Annotated in this window: 28 protein-coding genes and 1 pseudogene; 8 read left to right on the top strand and 21 right to left on the bottom strand. The window is 34.9% G+C overall.

The features are described from left to right. Positions 1-103: 103 nt before the first annotated feature. From MKY00_RS10505 to cotH, 4 genes are all read right to left on the bottom strand, one after another. Positions 104-1483, bottom strand: a complete 1380-nt coding sequence (locus tag MKY00_RS10505) for a putative polysaccharide biosynthesis protein (RefSeq protein WP_011040245.1) — start codon at positions 1481-1483, stop codon at positions 104-106. 96 nt (positions 1484-1579) lie between these two features. Further along, entirely contained in the window at positions 1580-2182 is a 603-nt protein-coding gene (locus MKY00_RS10500) for a DedA family protein (protein WP_000881210.1), read from the bottom strand. 104 nt (positions 2183-2286) lie between these two features. Then, on the bottom strand, positions 2287-2904 hold the full coding sequence (locus MKY00_RS10495; RefSeq protein ID WP_000216928.1) for an NUDIX hydrolase N-terminal domain-containing protein: 618 nt from the start codon (positions 2902-2904) through the stop codon (positions 2287-2289). A gap of 105 nt (positions 2905-3009) precedes the next feature. Continuing rightward, entirely contained in the window at positions 3010-4086 is a 1077-nt protein-coding gene (gene cotH / locus MKY00_RS10490) for a spore coat protein CotH (protein ID WP_016717275.1), read from the bottom strand. A 182-nt stretch (positions 4087-4268) separates the two neighbouring features. On the opposite strand from cotH, the gene MKY00_RS10485 reads away from it, so the two are divergent. Next, the gene (locus MKY00_RS10485; protein ID WP_341034904.1) at positions 4269-4961 is read left to right on the top strand and encodes a CotG/ExsB N-terminal domain-containing protein; all 693 of its coding nucleotides are present in this window, start codon (positions 4269-4271) and stop codon (positions 4959-4961) included. Positions 4962-5005: 44 nt separating this feature from the next. Here the strand turns inward: MKY00_RS10485 and MKY00_RS10480 are convergent, their stop codons facing one another. From MKY00_RS10480 to MKY00_RS10455, 6 genes are all read right to left on the bottom strand, one after another. Continuing rightward, positions 5006-5617, bottom strand: coding sequence for a phosphoserine phosphatase 1 (locus MKY00_RS10480; protein WP_016717273.1), 612 nt, complete (start codon positions 5615-5617; stop codon positions 5006-5008). Positions 5618-5629: 12 nt separating this feature from the next. Next, complete coding sequence (locus MKY00_RS10475; RefSeq protein ID WP_016717272.1) at positions 5630-6175, bottom strand: short-chain dehydrogenase; 546 nt, start codon at positions 6173-6175, stop codon at positions 5630-5632. A gap of 13 nt (positions 6176-6188) precedes the next feature. Next, positions 6189-6605, bottom strand: a complete 417-nt coding sequence (fosB, locus tag MKY00_RS10470) for a FosBx1 family fosfomycin resistance bacillithiol transferase (protein WP_000931692.1) — start codon at positions 6603-6605, stop codon at positions 6189-6191. Between the two features lie 58 nt (positions 6606-6663). Continuing rightward, the gene (locus tag MKY00_RS10465) at positions 6664-8325 is read right to left on the bottom strand and encodes a peptide ABC transporter substrate-binding protein (protein WP_000823005.1); all 1662 of its coding nucleotides are present in this window, start codon (positions 8323-8325) and stop codon (positions 6664-6666) included. 232 nt (positions 8326-8557) lie between these two features. Beyond that, positions 8558-9547: a DUF2628 domain-containing protein gene (locus tag MKY00_RS10460; RefSeq protein WP_016717271.1), complete on the bottom strand. Its 990-nt coding sequence runs from the start codon at positions 9545-9547 to the stop codon at positions 8558-8560. A gap of 25 nt (positions 9548-9572) precedes the next feature. Further along, entirely contained in the window at positions 9573-10025 is a 453-nt protein-coding gene (locus MKY00_RS10455) for a methylated-DNA--[protein]-cysteine S-methyltransferase (RefSeq protein ID WP_000283887.1), read from the bottom strand. 133 nt (positions 10026-10158) lie between these two features. On the opposite strand from MKY00_RS10455, the gene namA reads away from it, so the two are divergent. Beyond that, the gene (gene namA, locus MKY00_RS10450; protein ID WP_016717270.1) at positions 10159-11196 is read left to right on the top strand and encodes an NADPH dehydrogenase NamA; all 1038 of its coding nucleotides are present in this window, start codon (positions 10159-10161) and stop codon (positions 11194-11196) included. 29 nt (positions 11197-11225) lie between these two features. Here the strand turns inward: namA and MKY00_RS10445 are convergent, their stop codons facing one another. Both MKY00_RS10445 and MKY00_RS10440 read right to left on the bottom strand, forming a co-directional pair. Continuing rightward, complete coding sequence (locus tag MKY00_RS10445; RefSeq protein ID WP_001042754.1) at positions 11226-11885, bottom strand: oxidoreductase; 660 nt, start codon at positions 11883-11885, stop codon at positions 11226-11228. A gap of 115 nt (positions 11886-12000) precedes the next feature. Then, the gene (locus tag MKY00_RS10440) at positions 12001-12150 is read right to left on the bottom strand and encodes a hypothetical protein (RefSeq protein ID WP_000540927.1); all 150 of its coding nucleotides are present in this window, start codon (positions 12148-12150) and stop codon (positions 12001-12003) included. 267 nt (positions 12151-12417) lie between these two features. Here MKY00_RS10440 and MKY00_RS10435 point away from each other — a divergent pair, with 267 nt between their 5' ends. Beyond that, the gene (locus MKY00_RS10435; protein WP_001126183.1) at positions 12418-13368 is read left to right on the top strand and encodes a metal ABC transporter substrate-binding protein; all 951 of its coding nucleotides are present in this window, start codon (positions 12418-12420) and stop codon (positions 13366-13368) included. A 135-nt stretch (positions 13369-13503) separates the two neighbouring features. Then, complete coding sequence (locus MKY00_RS10430; protein ID WP_000172424.1) at positions 13504-13974, top strand: GNAT family N-acetyltransferase; 471 nt, start codon at positions 13504-13506, stop codon at positions 13972-13974. 97 nt (positions 13975-14071) lie between these two features. On the opposite strand, the gene MKY00_RS10425 is transcribed toward MKY00_RS10430, so the two are convergent. After that, the gene (locus MKY00_RS10425; protein WP_016717269.1) at positions 14072-15022 is read right to left on the bottom strand and encodes a CobW family GTP-binding protein; all 951 of its coding nucleotides are present in this window, start codon (positions 15020-15022) and stop codon (positions 14072-14074) included. Between the two features lie 164 nt (positions 15023-15186). Here MKY00_RS10425 and MKY00_RS10420 point away from each other — a divergent pair. Next, positions 15187-16091 (top strand): annotated as a pseudogene (locus tag MKY00_RS10420) (aldo/keto reductase). A 24-nt stretch (positions 16092-16115) separates the two neighbouring features. Here the strand turns inward: MKY00_RS10420 and MKY00_RS10415 are convergent. Together MKY00_RS10415 and MKY00_RS10410 are read right to left on the bottom strand one after the other, a co-directional pair. Further along, on the bottom strand, positions 16116-16700 hold the full coding sequence (locus MKY00_RS10415) for a GNAT family N-acetyltransferase (RefSeq protein WP_016717267.1): 585 nt from the start codon (positions 16698-16700) through the stop codon (positions 16116-16118). A 75-nt stretch (positions 16701-16775) separates the two neighbouring features. Further along, positions 16776-18248 carry a flavin monoamine oxidase family protein gene (locus MKY00_RS10410; protein WP_016717266.1) on the bottom strand — a complete coding sequence of 491 codons (1473 nt, stop codon included), beginning with the start codon at positions 18246-18248 and terminating at the stop codon, positions 16776-16778. A 177-nt stretch (positions 18249-18425) separates the two neighbouring features. Here MKY00_RS10410 and MKY00_RS10405 point away from each other — a divergent pair, with 177 nt between their 5' ends. Further along, entirely contained in the window at positions 18426-18617 is a 192-nt protein-coding gene (locus MKY00_RS10405) for a DUF3896 domain-containing protein (protein ID WP_000805517.1), read from the top strand. Between the two features lie 105 nt (positions 18618-18722). Further along, positions 18723-19724, top strand: a complete 1002-nt coding sequence (locus tag MKY00_RS10400; protein ID WP_000594053.1) for an LLM class flavin-dependent oxidoreductase — start codon at positions 18723-18725, stop codon at positions 19722-19724. 144 nt (positions 19725-19868) lie between these two features. Here MKY00_RS10400 and MKY00_RS10395 read toward each other — a convergent pair whose 3' ends face one another. Both MKY00_RS10395 and MKY00_RS10390 read right to left on the bottom strand, forming a co-directional pair. Then, positions 19869-20324, bottom strand: coding sequence for a DUF3939 domain-containing protein (locus tag MKY00_RS10395; protein ID WP_000488187.1), 456 nt, complete (start codon positions 20322-20324; stop codon positions 19869-19871). Between the two features lie 155 nt (positions 20325-20479). Beyond that, positions 20480-20923 (bottom strand): Dps family protein, encoded by a 444-nt coding sequence (locus MKY00_RS10390; RefSeq protein WP_000105198.1) that lies wholly within the window; start codon positions 20921-20923, stop codon positions 20480-20482. Between the two features lie 241 nt (positions 20924-21164). Here MKY00_RS10390 and MKY00_RS10385 point away from each other — a divergent pair, with 241 nt between their 5' ends. Beyond that, positions 21165-22205 carry a YkvI family membrane protein gene (locus MKY00_RS10385; protein ID WP_000370194.1) on the top strand — a complete coding sequence of 347 codons (1041 nt, stop codon included), beginning with the start codon at positions 21165-21167 and terminating at the stop codon, positions 22203-22205. A 38-nt stretch (positions 22206-22243) separates the two neighbouring features. Here MKY00_RS10385 and MKY00_RS10380 read toward each other — a convergent pair whose 3' ends face one another. The 4 genes from MKY00_RS10380 to rsgA form a co-directional block, all read right to left on the bottom strand. Further along, on the bottom strand, positions 22244-22612 hold the full coding sequence (locus tag MKY00_RS10380; protein WP_000965086.1) for a DUF3979 family protein: 369 nt from the start codon (positions 22610-22612) through the stop codon (positions 22244-22246). A gap of 296 nt (positions 22613-22908) precedes the next feature. Next, positions 22909-23214, bottom strand: a complete 306-nt coding sequence (locus MKY00_RS10375; protein ID WP_000539578.1) for a hypothetical protein — start codon at positions 23212-23214, stop codon at positions 22909-22911. Between the two features lie 197 nt (positions 23215-23411). Then, entirely contained in the window at positions 23412-25394 is a 1983-nt protein-coding gene (locus MKY00_RS10370) for a HAMP domain-containing methyl-accepting chemotaxis protein (RefSeq protein ID WP_000533117.1), read from the bottom strand. Between the two features lie 204 nt (positions 25395-25598). Then, entirely contained in the window at positions 25599-26648 is a 1050-nt protein-coding gene (gene rsgA, locus MKY00_RS10365) for a ribosome small subunit-dependent GTPase A (RefSeq protein ID WP_001073055.1), read from the bottom strand. Positions 26649-26838 lie beyond the last annotated feature (190 nt).

The following is a 26838-nucleotide window of genomic DNA, read 5'->3' as shown; positions in this document are numbered from 1 at the left end:
AACATACGTTTAAATTTCAATAGAAAAATTATTTTGAAAACGTTTTTACAAGAAAAATATTTTAAACAAAGAAAAAGACAGAGCGCTCTCTGCCTTAAAAAGCTTATGTTGCCTTTATAACATATTTAGAAAGCATCCACAAGTTAAAGCCAACTGAAATCGTGTAACCAGCGTATGTTGAAATAATAAAACTTACATAATCGAAATACGGAAGCAATACAATATTTAAAACTATCTTTACAATAATGCCAATCACTAACCCTAGCACCGTTTTCTGTTGCTGATTGATTCCTTGGAGCATCGCAGCTGTTACTGTAAAAAGCGAAAATAGTATACAGGCAGGAGCGTAATACTGTAAAATAATACTTCCCATCTCTGGATCATTTCCGGCGCCGAATAAAAGAGTATATACCGGTTTTGCTAACATCATCATTCCAATCGCCGCTGGTACCGTAATACCTACTACTAATAGATTCGTCCTCGTAAAATGTTTGTACAGCAACTTCACATTTCCTGCTGTATAAGCTTTTGTCATCTCAGGTACGAGTGACATACTAAAAGCAGTCGCAACGGAAACTGGGATAAGTACAACCATCTGAACAAGTCCAATTATTGCATTAATCTTCTCTGCTTCTCCTTGCATATATCCCATTTGTATAAGCAATTTATTAATTGTAAATGTGTCAATCGTCTGATACAACGGAATTGCTAAACCAACCACAACAAATGGTATTGAATATGTAAAGAGCTCCTTATAGAGTGAGAAAAAAGATTTCGTTGTTTGTGGTATACTTGCCATTTCTTTTTTCTTTAAGTGCTTTCTCCTCCTTATGTAATACGCACTTAAAACAGTTAGTCCACCTATCGCTCCCATAAAAGCACCGAATGTTGAAATACCAACAGCTAGTGAGATAGAAGCTTTTAAAATATATATAACGACAAAGCTTCCTATCAAGATGGTTAATACCCGAAAAAATTGCTCTACAACTACACTTAGAGCAGAAGGCCCCATCGATTGGAACCCTTGAAAAAAGCCCCTTAATAAACTCATGACTGGTACAAGTATTAACGCAAAACTTACAATTTGAATATTAGTAGTGACCGCCGCTATACTATTCCCGGTTTGATCATTTCCATCGATTACAAGTTTAGCCAAATGCGGAGCTAGCATATACAACGTAAAACACGAAATAATTCCCATTATAAACATAAAAACAATTCCACTTTTCAGCACTCTCTTAACCGTATGATAATCATTTAGTTGATCATATTTTGATACCATCTTTGAAACTGCAAGTGGTAGTCCCATCGTCGCAATGCTGAGCATAATTGTATATGGACGATAAGCATACGTGTATAAAACGTACCCACTCGTACCGACCATAGCTGTAAATGGTATAACATATATAAACCCTAACATTTTAGATATCATTGTTGCCATTGTTAAAAATATCGTTCCACGTATAAACGGTGACCCTTTCATCACATTCCCCCGCTACACTTTATTATTACACATTATGGACAACTCTTTTTTTTTAGAACCGAAACAAGTAAAAAAGCCAATGAAAAATCATTGGCTTTAACGCGCTGCTTTTTTCTTTTTGAAATACTTTAAACCGAAGTATAGAGCAATAAAGAGAATCGCTCCTATAATTATGTAATGTGTGTAATCAGATGCATATTCTTTAATATGTCGCCAATTTCCACCAAGCTTTTCACCTAAATATATAAATAGTATTGACCACGGAATAATCGCAACTACTGTATACAGTGTGAATAGTTTTAATGGCATCTTAGCTAATCCTGCTGGAATAGAAATTGCATGACGTACGACTGGGATAAAACGTGCCGAAAAGATTACTCCTGCTCCGTAACGCTTAAACCAATTTTCTGCTATGTCTAAATGGTGTTTATTAATAAGCAGATATTTCCCATATTTCTCTACAACTGGACGTCCTCCGTAGTATCCAAGCCAGTATAAAAAAATCTGTGCTAGCGTACCACCGATCGTTCCTGCAATAACAGCACCAACAAAACTAATTTTCTCCTCTGCCACTAAAAAACCGGCATATGAAAGTACAATTTCACTTGGGATAATTTCAATCATTAAACCGAGCGCTACCCCAAAATAACCTAAGCTTGCAAAGAACTGCAATAACTGATCTATTATGCTTGCTAACATTTTATTTTCTATCTCCTTTTTTCTTCACATACCATCCCATTATTACATAAAGGTTGCATTCTGCCAATATCTTCATTCCAACATTATTATCGGCATAAGCATTATTAATCTATTACTATTTCTTTCTGCGGTTCTTTTATGTAGGCAAACATTTGTTTAATTTGCTCTTCTGTATTTCTAGCAATCGATAAATTAGGCAATTCATCCTCACCAAAAAACTCCACATCATCTGTTTCAATACTAGTTTTCTTTTCACCACCAATAATTTTACAGCCAATAAAAATTTTATATACATGCGTTGCTGAAGGCGATGGTTGATGTTTTTCTTTATCAAATATAGCGAGTAACTTAAAATGATCGACCTCATAACCTGTCTCTTCGAAAACCTCTTTTGCTGCTACTTCTGTCGGCGTATAACCGATATCAGCCCATCCACCTGGCAATGCCCATTTCCCATCACTTTTTTCTTTCACAAATAATAACTTTTCATTTTGAAAAACGACTGCTCTTATATCGACTTTAGGTGTTTGATAGCCTGTCTCGCTTGCAAATAACTTCTCTACAACTTCCCAATCTGTCTTAGTGTAATGTGACATCATCGAAATGGAAATATCCCGTAATTGTTGGAAACGTTCTATATCATACACATCCTTAGAATACGTTAAACCCGCTTGAGCTATAGATTGTATTTGTTTTGCCCACTCAATCCATTTTACCGTCATGTTTCCACATCCCCATTCTTTATTAAGTACATATTACGTCAATTCTACCAATACATCTTTATTATACAAAAAAAGAGATTGATAATGTTCCAATCTCTTTCAAAATTAATCCAATTCATGTAAATGATCTTGTATATACTTTCTTCTTTTATTTATATATTCCTCAATCATATCAGCTTCTTGATCAAATGTTTCTAATTTTTCTTTCATATATGGATCTTGTAGTAAATAAGGACGAATCGATTCACACAAACTTTCTACTTTCGGCATCATAAATGAAACGGTAAATTGTTCTGCTAATATTTCTTCTAAAATACTTCGGTATTGTTTTCTAAATATAGGTATATCTAACAATCTTGCACTTAATGTGTTATAACCTTGAATACGAATATACTCATGATTAAGTGGTCTCCCTTGTACATCTCGCCCCCAAGTCGCATCATAATCCCACGGTATCACTTCAAATAAGTTCGTTTCATCGTTATGATATAGTGCATAGTTATGAACAAAACCATCAAAGTTTTGCGTAAAAATGACGCCAGCTAACCACCTTAAATATTTGTCTACGTGCAAAAACTTTCCAATTTCTTTTTCATAAGATTCCCTTGACAAAGCGTTCGCTTGAAATACAAATTCACTCAGCTGTTCTTCACTATTTTCATTCGAATATTTAAATTCATAACCTGCAAAAAGCTCGGTCTTAACATCTTTATCTCTCTCACTCATTAAAGAAAAATTTGCATCATCATCTATCGCATAATAAATAGAACCACTCGGTAATCCTCTATTTTTCAAAAAATTTTCATCCACTGATTCTAACTGTAAATATACACCTTGAATTTGCCCATTAATTTTTATAAACACATGTTGTGATTTCGGTGAAAGTACACCAATATCATGAAAAAAGTCTAAAGATAATTTATTTCGTATGAGAGACGGATCCATAAACTCAGAATTTAAATGAAACTCTTTCGCACCTTGAAATTTTTTCGGTTTATAAAACATAACATGATAAGATTTCTTCTCAAATTCACGAATATGAGCACCCCGATATACGATATCAATGTCATACTTCTTTTTTCCATAAGTTAATTTTGCTGGCACTGGACTGTCTGACCAAATGTCTTTTTTCAATTCCACTAGGTTCATTGGATGAATAAAAAAATCATATGAAGGTAGCATATTTTCACATCCCTTCTCAGTTCTCTTCATTCAATAGTATGCACTTTGCCTTGTCCATACATCCGCTATCAACCATTTATATAAAATTACACTCTTGTCCTGTTCAGAAAGATACCTATATACATATCCTGTTAATGAAAAAGAATACCTTTTCACCTGAATACATGATAAGGAGGATTTCTATGAAACGTGATATTAGAAAAGCTGTTGAGGAAATCAAAAGTGCGGGGATGGAAGATTTCTTACATCAAGATCCAAGTACGTTTGATTGCGATGATGATTGCACTACAAAAATAGACTGTAGCGAAGATTGTAACTGCCCTACAACAAAATGCACTCGCGTGAAACATTGTACGTTCGTTACAAAATGTACGCATGTTAAAAAATGGACATTTGTTACGAAATGTACGCGTGTTCGCGTTCAAAAATGGACGTTCGTTACGAAAGTAACACGTAGAAAAGAATGTGTGTTAGTTACAAAATGCACTCGCGTGAAACATTGTACGTTCGTTACAAAATGTACGCATGTTAAAAAATGGACATTTGTTACGAAATGTACGCGTGTTCGCGTTCAAAAATGGACGTTCGTTACGAAAGTAACACGTAGAAAAGAATGTGTGTTAGTTACAAAACGCACTCGCAGAAAGCATTGTACGTTCGTTACAAAATGTGTACGCTTTGAAAAGAAATTTTACTGGACAAAACGATGTTACTGTAAAAAATGCGAATTCTTCCCTAATGGACACGGTGGCTCTTGCGACGATTCGTGTGATAATGGAAATAAATGGAACGATTGCAAAGGTGGCGGACATAAATTCCCATCTTGCAAAAACAAGAAATTCGATCACTTCTGGTACAAAAAACGCAATTGCTAGTTTTTCATACAAAAAAGGCCGTTTTCACGGCCTTTTTTGTATGCTTACTGAAAATGACTTATATCTGCAAATTGCTTCACTTCACCTTTATCTTCTTCAAATTCTATAATACTCAAACTAGCACTATGCATAAATGGATCATCCCACACATTTTCTATTTCAATACCTGCAAAATGTCCTACAAGTAGCTTTGCCGCTGCCGCATGAGAAACAATTAATATATTTTCTCCTTTATGCTTTTCTAATAGAATCTGCATCCCCTCAATTACCCTTTTATGAACAGCCTCAAAATTTTCTCCTGATGTTGACTGAAAAAGATGTGGTTCATACCAAAATAACTGTATGTCGTCTGGGTATTGCCTTTCTATATCATCAATGGTCTGTCCTTCCCATATACCCATGCTAATTTCATAGAAATGCTCATCCGCGATTATTGGTATATCACGTTCTCCCTTTATTAACTCTGCAGTATGAAGGGTTCTTTCACTCGGACTACTATAGATCGCATGAATAGATAAATCTTTCATTCGCTCTCCTAATTGCTTAGCTTGCAGTATACCGTTTTCAGTTAAAGCAGAATTTTTCCGTCCTTGCATTCGCTTCGCTACATTCCATTCCGTTTCACCATGCCTTGTTACATATACCGTTGTCTTCACTTCAATTCCCCCTTACCATGTTGGCCGCAATTCCCAAGGTTCTACTCGTCCTACAATCCATTCATTACATTTACTTTCAATTCCTTTTATTACCCCATCCGATATTTCTTCATGAGTAAGCCATCTTGCGTATGTATCTTCTAATATAAAACCTAAAATTATTCTATGATAGCTACATCGCGTACCGCCTATTTTTTGTGAGGCTATTCTCGACGCTTTACTGCCTAAAATATGAAAAACTTCGTATGTTTCAGACGACAAGTCTAATTCTCTACAAATAAGTGATAACGCATCCTTTGCACTTGAGTGTATCCATGCGACAACTAATGTTATTGGGCCATTCCGCTCAATTGTGTTTTTAATAGCTACCTTTACATCGTCATCATTATGATACTCTAACGGAAGGCATGTAATATTTTCTGGTATAGCACTCTCTCGTTTAACATTTTCTAATTTCACTTCATCTCTTCCAATAATAGAAACATGAAACTCTTGCTCACAAAGCCACATAGACACCCTCTTTAGCATTCCTGTTCCGCCAATTACTAGCGCATGCAACTTCTTTTCCTCCTTAGTAAAATGTCATATGAGGTTTATCTTCCCTATAATAATTAAGTCTGTCTTGCAATGTCCCTGAATGAAATTCAAACTTATGCCCGTCTGGGTCAACAAAATAGATAGATTCACAATCCCTTACATCACGTTCTCTTCCTTTTAAAATATGAACATCATTTTCTTCTAATCGCTGCAGTAGACTTTCAAAGTCTTTCTGTTCAACAGAAAACGCAATATGTGTATAAGATTGATAAATCTCATTTCTCGGAATATGTATTTCTTCATTAAGTGCTACCCATACTCCACATATATTAAAATATGCAAGTTTTCTTCCTCTAACTAATAATTCTCCTTCCAATACTTTTTCGTAAAATTCAATAGAATCTTCTAGATTAGATACTGAAAAACAAAGATGATTGATTCCGTTTAACAACTATAATTCCTCCTATACAAATAAAAGATGAGCGAAAATTCACTCATCTTTTATTATACTATTTTTTTGTAATATATGCCCACTTATAACTGAAGTCCCCACCAAACGTATGATTCGCAATACCTTTTACGTACGGTTTCTCTAAATATGCTGTACTTTGTTGATACGTAGGAGAAATGGCAGCATCTTGACCAATTAAGATTTTTTCCGCTTCTGCAAGTGCATTCCAGCGTGCTTTATCATCTTTTAATAGTTCTCCTTTTGACTTCGCTACTAACTCATCATACTTCGGATTAGAATAATCCATTTCATTAAATGAGCTTCCAGTAACAAACATATCAATATAAGTCATTGGATCTGGATAGTCTGGACTCCATGCAGATAAAGAGAATTCATATTCAAATTTCTTTTCTAAATCTAACTTCTGTTTATATGGCTGTTGTTTTAAATTCACTTTAATACCAGGTAAATTTTTCTCTAACTCTTCTTTAATAAAGTCTCCTACTTTTTTACGACTACCGTTATCATCATTTAGTAATTCGACTGTAATTGTATCTTGGCCAAGTTCTTTCTTTGCTTCTTCCCATAACTTTTTCGCTTTTGCTGCATTATCTTTACTGTCACGGAAATTTTTATTTACAGTACGGAAATCTTTCCCATCTGGTCCTGTCGTAAATTTTTCAGGTACTAAGAAATATGCTGGCAATGATCCGTCATTTAAAATAACATTTGCAATTCCTTTTTTATCATATGCTAGGTCAATTGCTTCACGAACTTTTTGATTTTTAAAAGTTGCATTTTTTTGGTTAAATCGTAAGAAATACATACGTGGATCTAACTTCGTTTTAAATTCATCTGGCTTATTCTTTTTATATTTATCAACAAATTCAGAAGTTAAAATAACACGGTCCGCTTGATCACTATCATATAAATTTACTCCTGTGCTTGTTTCCTTCACAATATTCACATTAATTTCTTCTAACTTCACAGTATCTTTATCCCAATAATTAGGGTTTTTCTTTAACTGATAACTTCTTTCATGTTTCCATTCACTCATCGTAAAAGGTCCATTATATAATAATTTATCTGCTTCTAATCCGTATTTATCTCCTTGTTCTTTCACATATTTTTCATTTAAAGGGAAGAATGTTGGGAATGAAGTAAGCTCAAGGAAATATGGTGCTGGTTGTTCTAATTCTACTACTAACGTTTTATCATCCTTCGCTTTCACTCCTAATTGATCTAACGGTAACTCTCCTTTATTTACTTTCTGTGCATTTTTCACATCAAATAAAATAAATGCATACTCAGCTGCCGTTGCTTTATCTAATGTACGTTGCCATGCATATACAAAATCTTGTGCTCGAACTGGATCACCATTTGACCATTTCGCATCACGTAATTCAAATGTATATGTCTTTTTATCTTCACTAATTTTCACGTCTTTTGCCATACCTGGAGTTGGTTTATTATCCTTATCCAAGCGATATAATCCTTCCATTGCATTTACAAAGGCACGGAATGATACAGAGTCTGTTGATTTTGACGTATCCATTGAAGGAATTTCTGCTGTTTCTAGTAAGTTTAATACTTGCTTATCTGCTACCCCCTTACCTGCTTCTTTCTTCGTTGTAGATGCCTTCTCCCCATTTCCGCAACCTGCAACTAATACGCTAGTCGATAATGCAACTGCAGCAATCGTTGTTGCCTTTCTCTTCATTGTTCCTTCCCCCAATCTATATGTATAAAGTGAAACTTTAATCAGTGGGGGGTATTCATCCCCACTGATTATTAGTTGAACCAATCGGGCTTTTATGGGTAGTTGCCCCCCCACCTAACTTCTTTGCTTTGACTGAATTTTGAGGTGGGGGTCTTACTGCCCATTAAAGCGGGATAAATGAAAGCCAGTATAATACATATTATTATACAAAAGATTCAGATTATTTCAAATATTATTTTCGTATATACAAAAAAAGAAGCGGATAGAGAGCTCTACTATCCACTTCTTTTTCTATTTCTTTTACTTGTAATCCATCCTCTATGTCAAATGGATTTTGAACTTTAAATATTTCGTCCATTATCTTTAAAAATTCTTCCTCATTTTTAGATTCGCCATTAATCATAAGTGAGTATGGCTCGATCTCACCCAATTTATAATCAACAACAAATTGGATCGTAACCTTTTTCTTCGACATATCCGGACTATCCCCTTGGAACTCTACGAATTCTAATCCTTCAGTGCCACGATAATATGCCCAACCCGGATTTCTAAAATAATTTTCAAACGATTCACCAATTGAAAAGAATGGATATTCATATAGCGAGCTTGTACGAACTTTTTGAATAATATCTCGATCAGTCGGAAAAAAGAAATGGCTGATAAAAATACTAGCAACCGCTAAAATCGTAACAATTGTTGCTCCCATTTTACTCGTTCCACCACTATCACGAATGAGGTACTTTTCAACCGATTCATCTTGAATTTCTCGTGCTTTTATTCGATATATACGCCTTTCTGCAAATTGATAATATAATCCATTCGCAAAAATCGCCATTCCAAATAAAATAAAAACGAGTAATAGAAACGTAAGAGGCACCATATTAATGATCGGCAATGCTACGTTGAAGCCCATATAATAAGAAAACGCATCACACGCTAATAATAACGATACAAATAAAGCTGCAGGTAAATAATACTTACGATATCCGAGCCAACCTACATTGAAAATAGCTGCCCAACCATTCCAGCTCCACCTAGCAATCCGCTTTTCCTCAAGCTCCCATTTCCTTTTGTAATACGGATATTGTCTCCCTACATATACTTCTAATTCCTTGTCTATTAGCGAACTTCCTTCACTCTGTTCAGTATGCAAAGTCCGCTGGCAACTTTCACAATTTAACTGATTTCCCTCGCAAAGTTGCCCACAATTTATACATTTCAAAACAATCCCTCTTCCCATCCATACGTCATTTCAAAATACCTTCGTGTTTTAATAACCACTCTTTCCTCCATAAACCGCCCGCATACCCAACAAGTTTCCCGCTCTTTCCTATTACACGATGACACGGAACGATTATTGAAATCGGATTGCGACTATTTGCTCCTCCTATGGCTCGTACAGCTTTCGTATTTCCGACTTTCTCTGCAATATCTAAATATGAAGCACTTACGCCATAAGGAATCGTATAGAGCGCATCCCATACTTTTTTTTGAAATGCTGTTCCCTCAGCAGACAACGGGACTGTGAACTCTTTTCTATTCCCCTTAAAATATTCATCTAGCTCATTTATACATTGATCTATCATTTCATTTATATGTTCTTCTTGTCTCTCATCAACAAATATAACAGACGTAATTCCTTTATCGTTCGCTGTAATTTCTAGCAAGCCTAATTCACTTTCATAATAAGCTTGGTACATATGTCATCCTCCAATTCAATTCATATTCATTATTGTAACACGAATAGACAAAATTTTTCGTATAAGCGTTTTATTCGAGAAACAAAAATGAGAATGATACAATGTAAGAAAATTCAATCTAGGAGGCTATTGGATGAATTACAAACTTTTTTCACCTTATACAATTAAAGATGTTACATTAAAAAACCGGATTGTTATGTCACCTATGTGCATGTATTCATCGGAAAACGGGGATGGCCAAGTAACGAATTTCCATCTCATTCATTATGGAACAAGAGCTGCCGGTCAAGTTGGTTTAGTTATGATTGAAGCAACAGCCGTGTTACCTGAAGGTCGAATTTCAAATAAAGACTTAGGCATTTGGGATGACAGTTTAATTGAAGGCTTACATAAAACGACAAGTTTTATACACGATAATGGTGCAAAAGCTGCCATCCAACTCGCTCACGCTGGAAGAAAAGCAGAATTAGAAACAGATGCGTTAGCTCCTTCAGCCATTCCATTTAATGAAACAATGAAAATGCCAATAGAGATGAGCAAACACCAAATTAAAGATACTGTATTAGCTTTTCAGCAAGCTGCAGTACGATCCAAACAAGCTGGATTTGACGTTATTGAAATACACGGTGCTCACGGTTATCTTATTAATGAATTTCTTTCTCCACTTACCAATAAGCGGACTGATGAATATGGTGGTTCACCTGAAAACCGCTATCGTTTCTTACGCGAAATCATTGACTCCATAAATGAAGTTTGGAACGGACCGTTATTTGTCCGTATTTCAGCAAATGATTATCATCCTGACGGGTTAACAGTTCAAGATTATGTTCAGTATACGAAGTGGATGAAAGAACAAGGAGTAGATTTAATCGATTGTAGCTCTGGGGCTGTTGTACCTGCACGCATCGATGTTTATCCTGGGTATCAAGTACAATATGCTAAACATATTAAAGAACATGCTAACATTGCAACTGGTGCAGTTGGATTGATTACGACTGGGGCACAAGCAGAGCAAATTTTAAATAATAACGAAGCAGATTTAATTTTTATCGGACGTGAGTTACTTCGCAATCCTTACTTCCCACGAATAGCCGCCAATGAACTTGGCTTTGAGTTAGAAGAACCGTATCAATACGAGCGAGCGCCTGGGAAAATCAGTACCAATAAATAAAACCGAGAAGCTTTTCTTCTCGGTTTTATTTATTCTATCGTTGTAATTTCATTCGAATTATAAATGTGGATACCTGATTCTTCTCGCAATGCAGTTATATACATCCCTTTTGCCACATCTTTAGCTGAAATTGGTTTATACTTTTTGAAGGCTCCTTTAAATATAAAAGGAATCATACGAGATAATTTTTCCGCCATTCGTTCACCAAAGCGAAATTCTTGTCGATTTCCTACTAATAAAGATGGCCTAAAAATGTGAATACCACCGATTACTAACTTTTGCAATTCCTCTTCCATTCTTCCTTTCACTTGTGAATAAAAGAAAAACGATTTAGGATTCGCTCCCATTGAGGACACAACAAGGAAATTTTGCACCCCTTGTTTTTCAGCTAAACAAGCCGCTCGTAACGTATATTCATAATCTACCTTTTTGAAATTAGCTTTCGTTTTTGCTTTTTTGATTGTTGTTCCTAGACAACTAAATACGTCATCTACAGCAAAGAACTCTTTATATTCCTCTAATGCCAAATAATCTACTTGCTTTTGCTGTAACTTTTCATGTTGCCATTGCATTGGTTCTCTTACAAAAATAGTAACCGAATCGTAGTAATCTGATTCAAGTAATAGACGCGTTATCTCTTGCCCAACTAAACCACTTGCACCAAGTACTAACGCTGTTCGCTTATTCATATATGCATATACCTCTTATTTTACTTTTCTCTCCTTTAGTAACATACAACTTTTAGGAGTTTCCTTCTCTCATTTTACCACAAGTAAAGCACTATGCGTACGCATAGTGCTTTACTCACTCTTTTTTCTCATCTTTCTCTCGTAATTTTGTTACGGTTGATGCATCTCCTAAATTACTTATTAATCTTCTTAAAAAAATTAAGACTACGGCTAATGGTAGTACTACCGCTAATATCAATAAAATAGCTTCCATTAAGTAACCCAAACACTCATCCCCCTCTATACCCTCCTTTCATATATATGAACACTGCGTTGTCACATATGCATGTATTTGCAAAAATAACACATCTATATTTGACAACTTTATAACAAAATCAAATCGGAATGATTATTATTTATTGCAACTTTATAAAAGATGTATTATACTAAGTTCGCAAACTAAAACGTAATTATTCCGTTTTGTATTAAAATGATATTTTTCTTCTATAATTGGGGAAAATATATCCGTAAAAAAAGAAAAGAGGAGAACTTCATGCCTAAAAGATTGACTATACTTTCATTCTTACTTATTTTCACTTTAATTTTTACTGGCTGCTCAAATACAAAAGAAGGTAATGCCAAGAAAGACGGAAAGCTAACTGTTTATACAACTATTTTTCCTCTTGCAGATTTTGCAAAAAAAATTGGTGGTGACTATGTAACTGTTGAAGCAATTTACCCACCTGGTGCAGATTCTCATACATTTGAACCAAGTCAGAAACAAACAGTACAAGTTGCAAAAGCCGATTTATTCGTTTATAACGGCGCTGAATTAGAACCATTTGCTGAAAAAATGGAAAAAACATTACAAAAAGAAAACGTTAAAATTGTAAATGCATCAAAAGGTATTGAACTGCGTACTTCTACTGAAGAAGAGCATCATGATCACGGAGACGGCCATAAAGAGGATGAACATCATCACGATAAAGATCCACACATTTGGTTAGACCCTACTCTAGCAATGAAACAGGCAGAAAAAATTAAAAATGCACTTGTAGCATTACAACCTGACCATAAACAAGAGTTCGAAAAAAACTTCGCAGCACTTCAAACAAAATTTACTGATTTAGATGATCAGTTTAAAGCAGCAGTTGCGAATGCAAAAACGAAAGATATTTTAGTTTCTCATGCGGCTTATGGATACTGGGAACAACGCTATGGCCTGAAACAAATTGCTATCGCCGGTATTTCAGCTTCTGATGAACCATCTCAAAAACAACTTGCTGACATTACAAAAACAGTAAAAGAACATAATCTAAAATATATTTTATTTGAAACATTTTCTACTCCAAAAGTAGCATCCGTTATTCAAAAAGAAACAGGTACAAAGATTTTACGCTTAAATCACTTAGCTACTATTTCTGAAGACGATGCGAAAAATAATAAAGATTACTTCACTTTAATGGAAGAAAACGTAAACACATTGAAAGAAGCTACTAACTAACCAACTTTTGATAAGAAGCTGAATACGACATTCAGCTTCTTTTTTATGTGTTTCTGCTTGACTTGACCAAAATAACAAGTAAAATTATCCATATTAGCTTTCAAGCTATATCATTTTAGAAGGTGAGTTGGAATTATGACTCTTCACATTTGTGAAGTAACAGAAAAAAATTGGCGTTCGGTAGCTGCTTTAAACGTCGCAAAAGACCAGCAGCAATTTATTGAAAGCAATGCGTTTTCTTTAGCAGAATCATTATATGAGGGAAACGGAACGTCAGTAGGTTTATATGATGGAGAAACACTTGTAGGATATGCAATGTATGGATGGTATTGTGAAAAACGTAAAAGCGTATGGTTAGATCGCTTTATGATTGACCAACAATATCAAGGAAAAGGATACGCAAAACGTTTCCTTCGCTTGCTCATTCAATTCTTACAAAATAAATTTGAATGTAAAACAATTTATTTAAGTTTACATCCAGATAACAAACTTGCAATGGGATTATATGAATCATTTGGATTCCGTTTAAATGGCGATATTGATGATGAAGGCCCTGTTGTAGGTGTTGTAATGGAGTTACTTTTAGATGAACATACAAGCCTGTGAAAACAGGCTTTTTTATTATCCTTCATTTTTTGCAATCTAGCATTTTTCTACAAAGTGCTTAGTTAATCCAAAAAATAAGCCTGCAATATGCGCAGACTTATTTCACACACTCCTCAAAATGTGCTTGGAACCATTCTTTATTAATATCTTTTCCGATGAAAACAACTTCACTTACTCGATCTTCGCCCTCTTGCCACTCTCTATCATACGAAGCAGCAAATAACGTATGTACACCTTGGAAAACGATACGTTTATCCACTCCATCAATCGATAAAATTCCTTTGTAGCGATATAAGTATTCTCCTAGTTCTTGAACGACAGCTGACATCCACTCATTTAGTTTTTGTAAATCTAACGGACGCTCTTCGCATAGTACAAACGATTTTACACCTTCTAAATGATTATGCTCTGTATGAGGATAAATTTGTAACGTATCTTTCGTTTTAAACGTTTGAATTTGTAGTAACGATGGAATATCCACATCACAATTAGTCGACTGAATTAACTTTGCAGTTGGGTTTATTCCTTGAAGTTCATGGAAGAGATTTTCTTTTTCACTCTCTTCAATTAAATCTAACTTATTCACTAATACAACATCAGCAAATGCAATTTGTTCTTTTGCTTCTAGCCCTTTTTCAAAATGTTTATGTATATGATAACTATCTACTACTGTTACAACACCGTTAATTTGGTATGCAGATTGAATAACAGGATCTAAAAAGAATGTTTGAATAATAGGACCTGGATTTGCAAGACCAGTCGTTTCAATTACTAATCCATCAAAGTCCATTTTCCCTTCTGCTTTTACGTCCAGTAATTGTTTTAACGCAACGAGTAAATCCTCACGTACAGTACAGCACAAACAGCCGTTTGTCATTTCCATAATTTCTTCTTCAACATTCATAATCAACTGATTATCAATACCAATTTGCCCGATTTCATTTACGATCACCGCTAATTTCTGTCCGTGATTCTCTGATAAAATACGATTTAATAATGTCGTTTTCCCTGATCCAAGAAAACCAGTTAATATTGTTACTGGAATCATGCCTTACATCTCCTTATAGCTATATGTTTCTACATTATAGCACATAGAAAAAATCGTTTTTATAGCAAAACATATTTATTGTTTGTACGCCCCTCAAACTATATAATAATATGTAGTAAGAAAGCCTTTTCAAAATAATAATCATTCATCAAGGGGGTACTATAATGGAACGAGTTCAAATGGCCGAAACACTCGAATTTTCTCGTATTATTCAAGGTTTTTGGCGTTTAGCAGAATGGAATATGACGAAACAAGAATTACTTTCTTTCATTGAAGATTGTATGGATATGGGAATTACTACTTTTGATCATGCTGATATTTATGGCGGTTATACGTGTGAAGGACTGTTCGGAGAGGCATTACAACTAAAGCCTTCCTTACGCGAAAACATGCAAATCATCACAAAATGTGGAATCGCTCCCCCATCACCGAAATTTCCAGAGCGTTATGTTGCTCACTACAACACTAGTGCAGAACATATTATTCAAAGTGCGGAAGCTTCACTTAAAAATTTACATACAGATTATATTGACGTATTACTTATCCATCGTCCTGATCCTTTCATGGATCCAAATGAAGTGGCAGAAGCGTTCTCACGCTTAAGACAAGAAGGAAAAGTTCGTCATTTCGGTGTATCTAACTTTTTACCTTCCCAATTCAATATGTTAAGTTCATACTTAGATTTTCCGCTTATTACGAATCAAATTGAAGTATCAGCTCTGCAGCTTGAGCATTTTGAAAAGGGAACAATTGATTTATGTCAGGGAAAACGAATCAATCCAATGATTTGGTCACCTCTTGCTGGCGGAGAAATCTTTACTGGTCAATCAGAACGCGCTGTACGTGTACGTGAAACTGTGCAAAAAGTTGCTACTGAGCTAGGTGTTTCTAGTATCGATACGGTTTTATGTATGCTTGGTTACTTGCACATCCAGCTAAAATGTTGCCAATCATCGGCTCTGGTAAATTAGATCGTGTTAAAACAGCCGCTCTTGCTACAAAAGTTAACTTAGACCGTCAACAATGGTTTACAATTTTCGAAAGCTCTAACGGACATCCTGTACCATAATGCACAAAAAGAAGAGCCGTTTCTCTACAGCTCTTCTTTTTCATATGTATTTCTAGTCATCGCAAATACACACATATCCCTTAATCCATTTCCATCTACTGCAACACTCGCACTTTCTAAAACACCCTCTAATTTAAAACCTAATTTCTCAGGTATCGCCCTACTCTTCTTATTTAAAGAATCACAACGAATTTCTACGCGGTTTGCTTTCAGTTCAGAAAAAGCATAATCTGTTATCCCCTTTGCAGCCTCGACCATATAACCCTTTCCACTAAACCTCGAATCAATCCAATACCCGATTTCAAATTGTGGTATATCCCAATTAATGCGATGCAATCCGCTAGATGCGATAAACTCGCCTGTTTCTTTCGAAAATACTAGTAACCTTAAATCCTCACGCTGTAAAAATTGAATATGTGACTTTCTAATGCTCACTTCTACTTCTTCCTCTGTTTGCTCTTTTTGTGCAAAAACCATCCATGGTTTTAATTCTTTTATAGAAGCTTGAATGGCATCGTATACAGCTTTACCATCACCCGGTTTCGGCATTCGAATCAATAGCCTTTCAGTATAAAATTCAGAAGGAAAATCGAATAATAACGGATTCACTTTCAACACTCCCTATAATTCTTTTATATATAATAATATCCATCTCAAACTATACAGTAAAGAAATTTCTGAATTTTATATATTTAATTCATTTACATCTACTGCAACACGAACGCCAGATTCAATTGCCCCTTGTATCCATCCGTGATATAACGTTGTATGGTCTCCAGCAAAGAATATTCTTCCCTCTGGTTTGACAATCGCTGGTTGCAACTCTGATTCTTGACCTGCCTGAAATAGAGCAAACCCTCCAAGTGCATATGGATCCAACGTCCAACTTTTTGATATACCAGATAAGAATTCATCATATACTTGACCACCTAATATCGTTGCTAAGTTTTGTAATGTGTAATAAATACGATCTCCCTTTGATAAACCATCCCATAACAACGCATCATATGACCACGTATAGCTTCCTAGCATCATTGCTGGTCCCTTTCCTCCAATTCCATAGCTTGGATAATAGGCGTAACGAATTGGCAAATCCGTTATAATTCTGCCACCTAATTGTCCTTGTTCTTCCCAAAATCGACTTTTAAATTGAATTCCTATTTTTGTCGCAGGCATATAATGCAATTCACGAATTGCTTTCCATTTCTCATGCGATATAGAATCAAATGGATCTACTTCTACAAACCGCATTGTTGAAAATGGAATGGTCACAATAACTAAGTCCCCTGTAATACTACTATATTCAAACGTTTCTTCGTTTCGATAGAAAGCTGTCACACCATTATCATGTTGATGTAGCTTCATTAATTTTTGATTATATATAATATCTTCCTCTAATTGTGGTAAAAAAGATTTTGGCAATCTATCATTCCCGCCTATTATTTCACAAAATCCGCTCTCCTCTTGCATAATGTATAAAAAACGTAATGTCTCAACGAATGACCTTTCTAAAAAACCTTCTAAATCTAACAAAACGCCAATCATCTCAATTGTTACTGGTGAAAAGTAAGTATTATATTGATAAGGGTGATATTTTAAAAATTGCCCTGTAGAGTATCTCCCAAAATCCTTTACTACAACATCCCAATTTTTCTCTGGGTTCTTTTTAATAAAATTTATAATAGGCTGCACCGCTAACAATAATAGCTCCTCAGACGTTTTCCCAACTTCATTCATTTCCACAGGATACTTTAATATATTTGGATCTTTTTCATATTGTTTTAATGTCGTTTTTCGGCCGTTTACGTAAATAATATCAGTCTCATTCCTATTAATAAAAGGGCTTACCTGTAGCCCAAATTTTCTTATATATGCCATCGTTAATGTATGCGAATACGGAATTCTCATTGCCCCTACATCCAAATATAAACCGGTATCTTCCATTCTAACTGTCTCTATGCGGCCACCTACCCGGTTGTTTGCTTCAAACATCTTCACTTCATGTCCCGCAGCTTTTAATAAAGATGCCGAAACTAATCCAGCCATGCCAGCCCCTACTACAATAATTTGTTTCGGGCTCGTCGTCTCCTTTAATCCTTTATCTATAATTTTTAACGTTTCATCCATCTCCGTGTTATACATTATATCTTTCTGCACAATTCCACCCCTTACTTCATCAAATGGGCATTAGTCGTTTAGTGCATTTTATTCATAAATTTCTATAAACATAACAACAGAGCAAGTTAAATATTCACTAAAAATACATAAGAGATCGCTCTCACATCTCTTTACGCTTCGTATAATATAGCAACAGCAAATAAGGAGTGGTTGAATATGAAACCAACTTACGACTACAATGCTACAAAGAAGTATTTAGAAGAAAAGAAACAACAGCTATGCAACAAACTTAGTAATATGCATCTATCTAAAAAAGAACGTGAACAACTAAAACTTGAGATTGATAACTACGAATATATTCTAAATGTAGTCGAAATGAATCATTATGAACGAGGATTTTCACGTTAAAAGTGGATATGTAATTTATCCACTTTTTATTTTGAGCATTTCATTACGCATTTTTCGTAAGTAAATATATAATAGGATGTACATTAAGATTGAGAGGTATATTCTATGATCAAATTAAGTGTATTAGACCAATCCCCTATTTCAGATGGTAGTACGGCAGCCCAAGCTTTTTCACATACAGTTACGCTTGCGCAAGAAGTTGAAAAACTCGGCTATACACGCTTTTGGGTATCAGAACATCATAATTCTGTAAGCCTTGCTGGCTCAAGTCCAGAAATACTTATTTCTCATATTGCAGCGAAAACAGAGCGGATGAGAGTCGGTTCGGGTGGTGTCATGTTGCCACACTATAGTCCGTATAAAGTTGCTGAGAATTTCCGTGTTTTAGAAGCGCTTTATCCAAATCGTATTGACCTTGGTGTCGGCAGAGCACCTGGTGGTATGCCCATTGCAACTCGCGCACTTCAAGAAGGAAAAATGGTCTCACTTGATCAATATCCAGAGCAAATTGCAGATGTTGCAATGTACTTACATGATCAAGTACCAGAAAACCATCATTATGCAAATTTAAAGGCTACTCCTGTAATTCCCACATCTCCTGACATGTGGTTGCTTGGCTCTAGCGGAGAGAGTGCAAAGATTGCCGCACAACAAGGTGCTTCTTTTGCATTCGCACAGTTCATAAACGGATACGGTGGACCCGAGGTAATGGAGGCCTATCAAAAACAATTCCAACCTTCCTATTTAGGAGATAAACCAAAATCAATCGTCGCTATTTTTGTTATTTGCGGTGAAACAACTGAAGAGGCGGAAAAAATTGCTTCTAGTTTAGATTTATCAATCTTATTACTAGAACAAGGAAAGCGTACAACTGGTACACCTTCTATTGAAACTGCACAAAATTATTCATACAGCGCCTATGATTTATTCCGTATAAAAGAGAATCGTCAACGTATGATCGTCGGTGATCCCTCTTCTGTGAAAGAACAAATCGTAAACTTAAGCAAAGCGTACAATACTGATGAATTTATGATTGTCACAATTACTCATCGATTTGAAGATAAATTAAATTCTTATCGCTTACTAGCGAATGCTTTTCATTTATAAGGATAAAAGGGAGATACATCCATTATGATGCATCTCCCTTTCTTACTACTTATTACTTTTGTCTTCTATATATTTAATAGCTTCTTTTAATAGTTCATCACACAAAAAAAGACAACAATATATTTATTGTTGTTCTCAATACATCTACCCACTCTTTTGTTTTTTTCTATCTGGTTTACTTGAAACTAAATAATGTTTTTCTGAAATATATAAGTCTCTTTTTAATATACGATCTAAGTAAGGTCCTAGTTTCATTCCGCATATGAGGCGATCTTCACTACCTTCTACAATTGGAAACATTTCTTTTTCTGTTACATACTGATCTACTGCCTTTTGTACGATATCAATTTCTTTCACTAAGTTTAAGTTTTCTTCTGTATGTTCAAATACCTCAAGCGTTTCCTTCGTAATAAGAAAATGGTTTGTTGGAAATGCAGGTAAATACGGCTTTAACAAATCATAATTCACTGTATAATCATCATTTACTAATACTGTATAAACGATATTAGCATTCTTTTCTAAAAACTTGGCCATCGCTTGTTCCAATTCATCTTTCGTAATTTCACGCTCTTCTTTTCCAGTTTTGAAAAAGCGAAACATCGCATCGCCTCCTTTTTACTATATTATAGCATAAAAGAAAACTGAAAAATCACAAAAAAGTCATTGAAAGAATTTTTCAATGACTTTTTTCTTTATATTCTTATATTTATCCCACTTTAATGGGCAGTAAGCCCCCCACTGATTAAAGTTTCACTTTATTTTAAGAACGCACTTAGCATCCATACATGTTGTTCTAATGTTGTATGAATTGCTAACAACATGTCCGCTGATGTTTCATCGCCAGCTTCACCAGCAACTTCCATGCCTTCTTTTAATTCTTGAATCAATGCAGAGTAATCATTCACTAATGTTTGCACCATTTCTTCTGCAGATTCCTTGCTTGTCCCTTCATTCACACTAGATGTTGCCAAATATTCTTTCATTGTCGCTAACGGCTTACCTTCCAATGCTAAAATACGTTCTGCTAATTCATCAATATACGTTCCAGCTTCATTGTAAAACTCTTCAAATTTCTCATGTAATGTAAAGAAGTGTGGTCCTGTCACATACCAATGATAATTATGTAGTTTCACATATAACACATTCCAGTTTGCTACCTGCTTGTTTAATACTTCAACAACATTTGTTTTCGTACTCATACAATCCACTCCTCTTATCATTTCATAATGTTTGTCTTTTAAGAACCTAGTTACATATTACCATACTTTTCCTATCCTTTCGAACGATTGGCTCATATGTAACAAAGTTTTAACACCTTTAATACTTCCCTAATATCTTTTCATTCATGTATGTTTTCTAACAGTTCATACGTCTAATTGTCCAAGCTCATACATATGCATAATAGTAAATCAAGCTCATCGTAGTAGAAAGAGGGATAACATGGACAATCAACAATGGCAAGTAGCAAAGAAAGTGGCTGCTACTTATATTGGAACAGTCGTTGGAGCTGGATTTGCTACTGGACGAGAAATTGTTGAATTTTTTACAGTGAACGGATTTTATGGAACTATTGGTATATGTGTAAGTGGATTTTTTTTTATTTGGCTTGGCACAAAGATGATGTTACTCTCCTCACAAATCGGTGCATTTTCAGCGCAAGAATTTAACAAATACTTATTTGGGGATGTATTTGGAAATGTTGTAAATACACTATTATTACTCGTATTATTTGGTGTAACGAGCGTTATGTTATCAGGCGCTGGAGCGGTATTTGAAGAGCAACTTCGTTTACCAAGACAACTCGGTATTTTCATTACAGTAATCGCCTGTCTCATTATAGGTAGTCGCGGGTTACAAGGGGTTTTTGAAGTTAATACACTTGTCGTACCTATTATGATGATTTTCATTATCGGACTTGCTATTACAACGTTTTTTCACGGTACAACTCCTATTAGCAATACTATTCCTGCAGAAAGCTGGAATATGAAGTGGATAACTAGTCCTATTACATATGTCGCCTTAAATCTTTCTCTCGCCCAAAGCGTCCTCGTCCCGTTAGCCAGTGAAGTAAAAGATCGAAAGGCCATTTTATGGGGCGGTATTTTAGGTGGGGCAGGACTTTCTTTAATATTATTATGTAGCCATTTAGCTATCTTATCAGTCGACCAATTTTATCAATATAACATTCCAATGGCTGAAGTCATAAGAAAATTCAATGCCACTTTTCACTTTTTCTTTGTTCTTATCATTTTCGGTGAAGTATTCACAACTTTAGTTGGCAATGTGTTCGGAATGACAAAACAAATGCAATCCATCACTGGCTGGAAAAATAACAATATTATTTTCTTCATTTTACTAATAAGTTATTGCTTTAGTTACGTTGGTTACAGTGAATTACTCCACATTCTATATCCTATAATCGGGTGGGTCAGCATCATTTTACTTCCGATTATTGCTTTTAAACAACTTCAAAAAACATAAAAGAAGCATCCATGTTATTGGATGCTTTTTTTATATGTTCATTCACAATCATCACATACTTCCCAGTACGGCCCCATTTCGAGTGCTAAATACGGCTTTAATTGCAACCGAATCATCCGACTAGGCATACGTTCTAAAACGAATTGAATCCCTTCTTCTTCTTCGTCTAATTCAACTTTTGAAATCGCAATTCTTTGCATCGTCGAAATAGGCATTCCATCTTTATATAAAGTGATTTTCACCTCATCATATTCATTAAAATACAATTCAACACTCATTTGATTTTTCAACATTTCATTAACAATTTCATATTTATCATTTCGTTCCTGGATTATATATTTCCAGCCGCCTCTACCTTCTTCTTTCGGAGCTGCTTGAAACAATGTCATCAAATCCTCGTATAGCATAAGATAACCCCTCTCTTACTAAAAAACGATGAGTATTTTATATACCCTTTATCTCTATCACTATCCATATGTATTGTACCATATATCGCCGTTTTTACCGTATTCATTTGCTTCATAACTGCATATAAAACACCTGATTCTCTGTATTACTTTGTGGATTGTATCTTAATTCATTTCTTAATACCCTTCTAAAGCTTTCAAATCATATCAAACTTAAAGAAATGCTTTCTTTGTCCATCCTCCACTTATTATTTCCTTGCAACAACAAAAAAGAAGAGTGACTTATAACACTCTCCTTAAAAGAATTTCCCCGTAGCTGCTAATGCTAATACTAGTATTAAAATTGTAAATAATAAGGATACAATGAAACTAAAAATAGGTAATGCTTTCTTTTCATTCTTCTTAAAGAGTAACTTTAAACTAAGAAAGATGTTTACTGGTACAAATATAAAATAAAAGTATTTAACAATTTGCACCGAACTATTTGAAAGTGTTTTTAAAATAAACACTTCAATGAGAAAAACCATGAAAAACGAAATACTTAACCAAAATGAGACATAACTAAGCCAAGAATGTCTTTTGGTACCCCAGTACACTCCCATATTTATCTCCTTTATTTGTATTCTATATGATTCTTATTATACACAAAGTTAACAAATACCTCTATTTTTCGACAAATATTATATAAAATATACCTTTAAATATTATAAAAATACTCTCCATCCCCATTTACTTTTATATAATAAAAACAGGCAACTCCCAAATAGCATATTACTATTTGGGAGTTGCCTGTCCTCTGCTAAACTTTAAATCTTTCAATTAACCCTTGTAACTCTTCAGCCATTTGAGATAATGTACCCGCCGCAGAACTAATTTCCTCAATGGACGCTAATTGTTCTTCTGCTGATGCTGCAACGTTTTGAGTACTCGTCGCATTATTCTGCGCTGTCATTGCAATTTGTCCTACCGAAATAGACACTTCATTTGCACCTTTTGACATCCCGTTAGCCGTTTCAACCATCGTTTTAATTTGATCGGCAATTTCATTTGTAGATTGTAAAATCTCAGTAAAGTTTTGCTTCGTTTCATTTGCAATAACAAGTCCAGATTGAACTTCTTCATTTACATGACCCATAGACTTTACTGTCTTACTCATGTCATCTTGTATTTCACATATTAATTTACTTATTTCACTAGAAGATACGCTAGACTTCTCCGCCAATTTACGTACTTCATCTGCAACAATTGCAAATCCTCTTCCGTGCTCTCCCGCTCTTGCAGCTTCAATTGCTGCATTCAAAGCTAGAAGATTTGTTTGATCTGCAATATTTTGAATTACTTCTAATATGTCACCAATTTGCTTTGATTTATTATTTAGTAACTGAATAACCTCATCTGATTGTGAAACAGATTCTGCAATTGACTGCATTTGATTTACTGTTTTTCCGACTAGTTTCCCACCATTTTCTGCTTTTTCACGAGTATGAGCCGAAGCCGTACTAATTGATGATGAACTATTTGCTACATGCTGAATGCCTTCTGTTACATCAAATAGTAACATTGCCCCATTTTCTACACTTGTCGTTTGCGTTGTTGCCCCGCTTGATATTTCGTCCATTGCCATCGTAATTTGCTCAGTCGCTTCACTCGCCTGTCTTACACTTGCTGTTAGCTCTTCTGATGCTGCTGCAACATGTCCAGCCGAAGTATTAATTCTTCCGATTAATGTTCGCAATGCATCTGTCATCTCATTAAATCCTTTTGCAAGTTGACCGATTTCATCATTAGAATGAATATCAATTGTTTGCGTTAAATCTCCCTCACTTATTTCTTTAGAAGTGACAACTAATCTTTTTAAGGGCTTTGTTATAGAAAGTGTCACAAAATAAATAAGTGCCCCACCTATAACTAATGAAATGAACATAACAATTAACATATTATAAAATACAGGCTGCGCAGCTTCAATTACTTCATTTGAGTACATAGTCCCGCCAATTTTCCAACCTGTTTTTACATTTGTAGCAAATACCATTTGTTTTTCACTACCGTCATACGTATAAGAAAAAGCCCCATGATTATCTTCATAAATTTTCTTTGCCCAAGAATCGGCTGCTTTTTCTCCTGATTTTTCTTGAGGGTGTGCAATTATTTTTTGTTTCCCATCTAAGATGAAAGCATATCCCTTTTTACCAATATTAATTAACTTCGTTGTTTTTAATAAATTATCTAAACTTAAATCTACCGCTACAACACCGTTTTTATCTTCTGCTTGTTTTGCAATCGTTACGACAATATGTCCATTTCCTTTTGCCTTATACGGCTCAGTAATTACAATACCACCTTGTTTTGCTACTGCATCTTTATACCAAGAACGTTCTGTTGGATCGTAGTCTGCTGCCATTTGTATATTTGGTTCTTGTACAAATTTTTTATCGTTTCCAGCAACATATACTTGTTCAACATCTTTATTCAAATTGATATATTGTGATAATATTTTTCTTAATTCCTCTTGATTATCCCCTTGATACATATTCCCTTGAATCACCCGTGCAAAATTATTTACATCATTAAATTTCGCCTCAATCATTTGATTGATTAAATTATCTAATATTTTTATATTGTCGTGAGCACTGCTCGTAATTTGTGATTCAAAATTCTTTTTAGCTGTTTGATAAGACATGCCTCCTATAATAGAGACAGCCGCAATTAAAATAACAAAAAATGAAATTAATAGTTTTTTTGCTACTTTCATATCACGAAACCAATTTAATAGTCTACCCATTACAAACCTCCTGCTTTTCAATTTTAAAAGTTAAATCTAACGAATTATAAATATTTCCCATTCCCTAATTATTATTTTCATAACCTATTATGATGAATACTTTGTAAAGTTTAAACAATTAATTTCCCTTTGTCCATATATATGAATAATATTATTATAAAATTTACAAATACAAAAAGCCAAAGGGAACCACCCTTTGACTTTTCACATTTTTTTATGCTGTTTAGAAATCTTTTTCCACTTATCACGCTCTGCCCTTGCAAGAATAGCATCTTGTTTTCTAATGAAATACGCTAGTTCTCTTTGTAATTTTTTATAGCTTTGCAAACGATTTATCGTCATAATCCCGTTATCAATTGCACTATGCACTGCGCACCCTGGCTCATTTTCATGCTTACAGTCCCTAAAACGGCACGTTTTTGCTAGTTCTTCAATATCAGAAAATGTTGTTTGAATTGCATCGCTTCCTTCCCAAAGCTGTAGCTCCCTCATACCAGGAGTATCAATAACTAAACTACCACTCGGTAATCGGAACAATTCACGATGAGTTGTCGTATGCCTCCCTTTACTATCTTCCTCTCGAATATCACCCGTTTTTGCTACTTCAATTCCTATAAGTGCATTTAACAAAGTGGATTTTCCAACCCCAGATGATCCGACTAGAGCAATTGTTTTTCCTGAAGAAACAAATTGCTGCAACGATTCAATACCAGTATGTTCTAAACTATCAACAACGAAGATCGGAACACCAATTGCCACAGCTTCTGTTTCAACGATTTTCTGTTCCACGTCCTCACATAAGCTACTCTTTGTTAAAACAATAACAGGCATTGCACCACTTTCATACGCTAATAGTAAATAGCGCTCTATTCTTCTTACGTTAAAATCATGGTTAAGTGCATTCACTAAAAATAGATAATCTACATTTGCTGCTATTACCTGCTCTTCCGTTCGAGTACCGGCCTCTTGTCTAGAAAAAGAGCTTCTTCTCGGAAAAATACGATGAATAATTGCTTTCTTTTCATTCTCTATTTTCTTTATATATACCCAATCACCAACCGCTGGATAATCACCCTTCGTTACTGCTTCATGCCGAAACTTACCAGACAGCTCTGCCATATATTCACCATCATTACAAATAATTCGATATATATGCTTATGCTCGAGTAAAATACGCCCTACTTCAAAGTTCTCTACAGCTTGTTCCTCAAAAAAAGAATCCCAGCCGAACGATTCTAAAATATTTTGGTTCAAATTAATATCCTCCCTAGTGTAAGCTAAGCGGAAGGATCGCGCGCTAACTTATACAGTCTCGCCCTTTCCATCCACCTTTGTATTTGGTTTATTATTCATATAAGTTATGTTCGCCATAATACATCACCCCGTTCTCATTTTAATTACTCTCATTATATGGAATATCCATACAAAAAGCTACCTTATTTAA

Origin of the sequence: Bacillus sp. FSL R9-9834, assembly GCF_038006905.1 — a bacterium.
Lineage (GTDB): Bacteria > Bacillota > Bacilli > Bacillales > Bacillaceae_G > Bacillus_A > Bacillus_A pacificus.
This window is presented reverse-complemented; position numbering and strand designations above follow the sequence as displayed.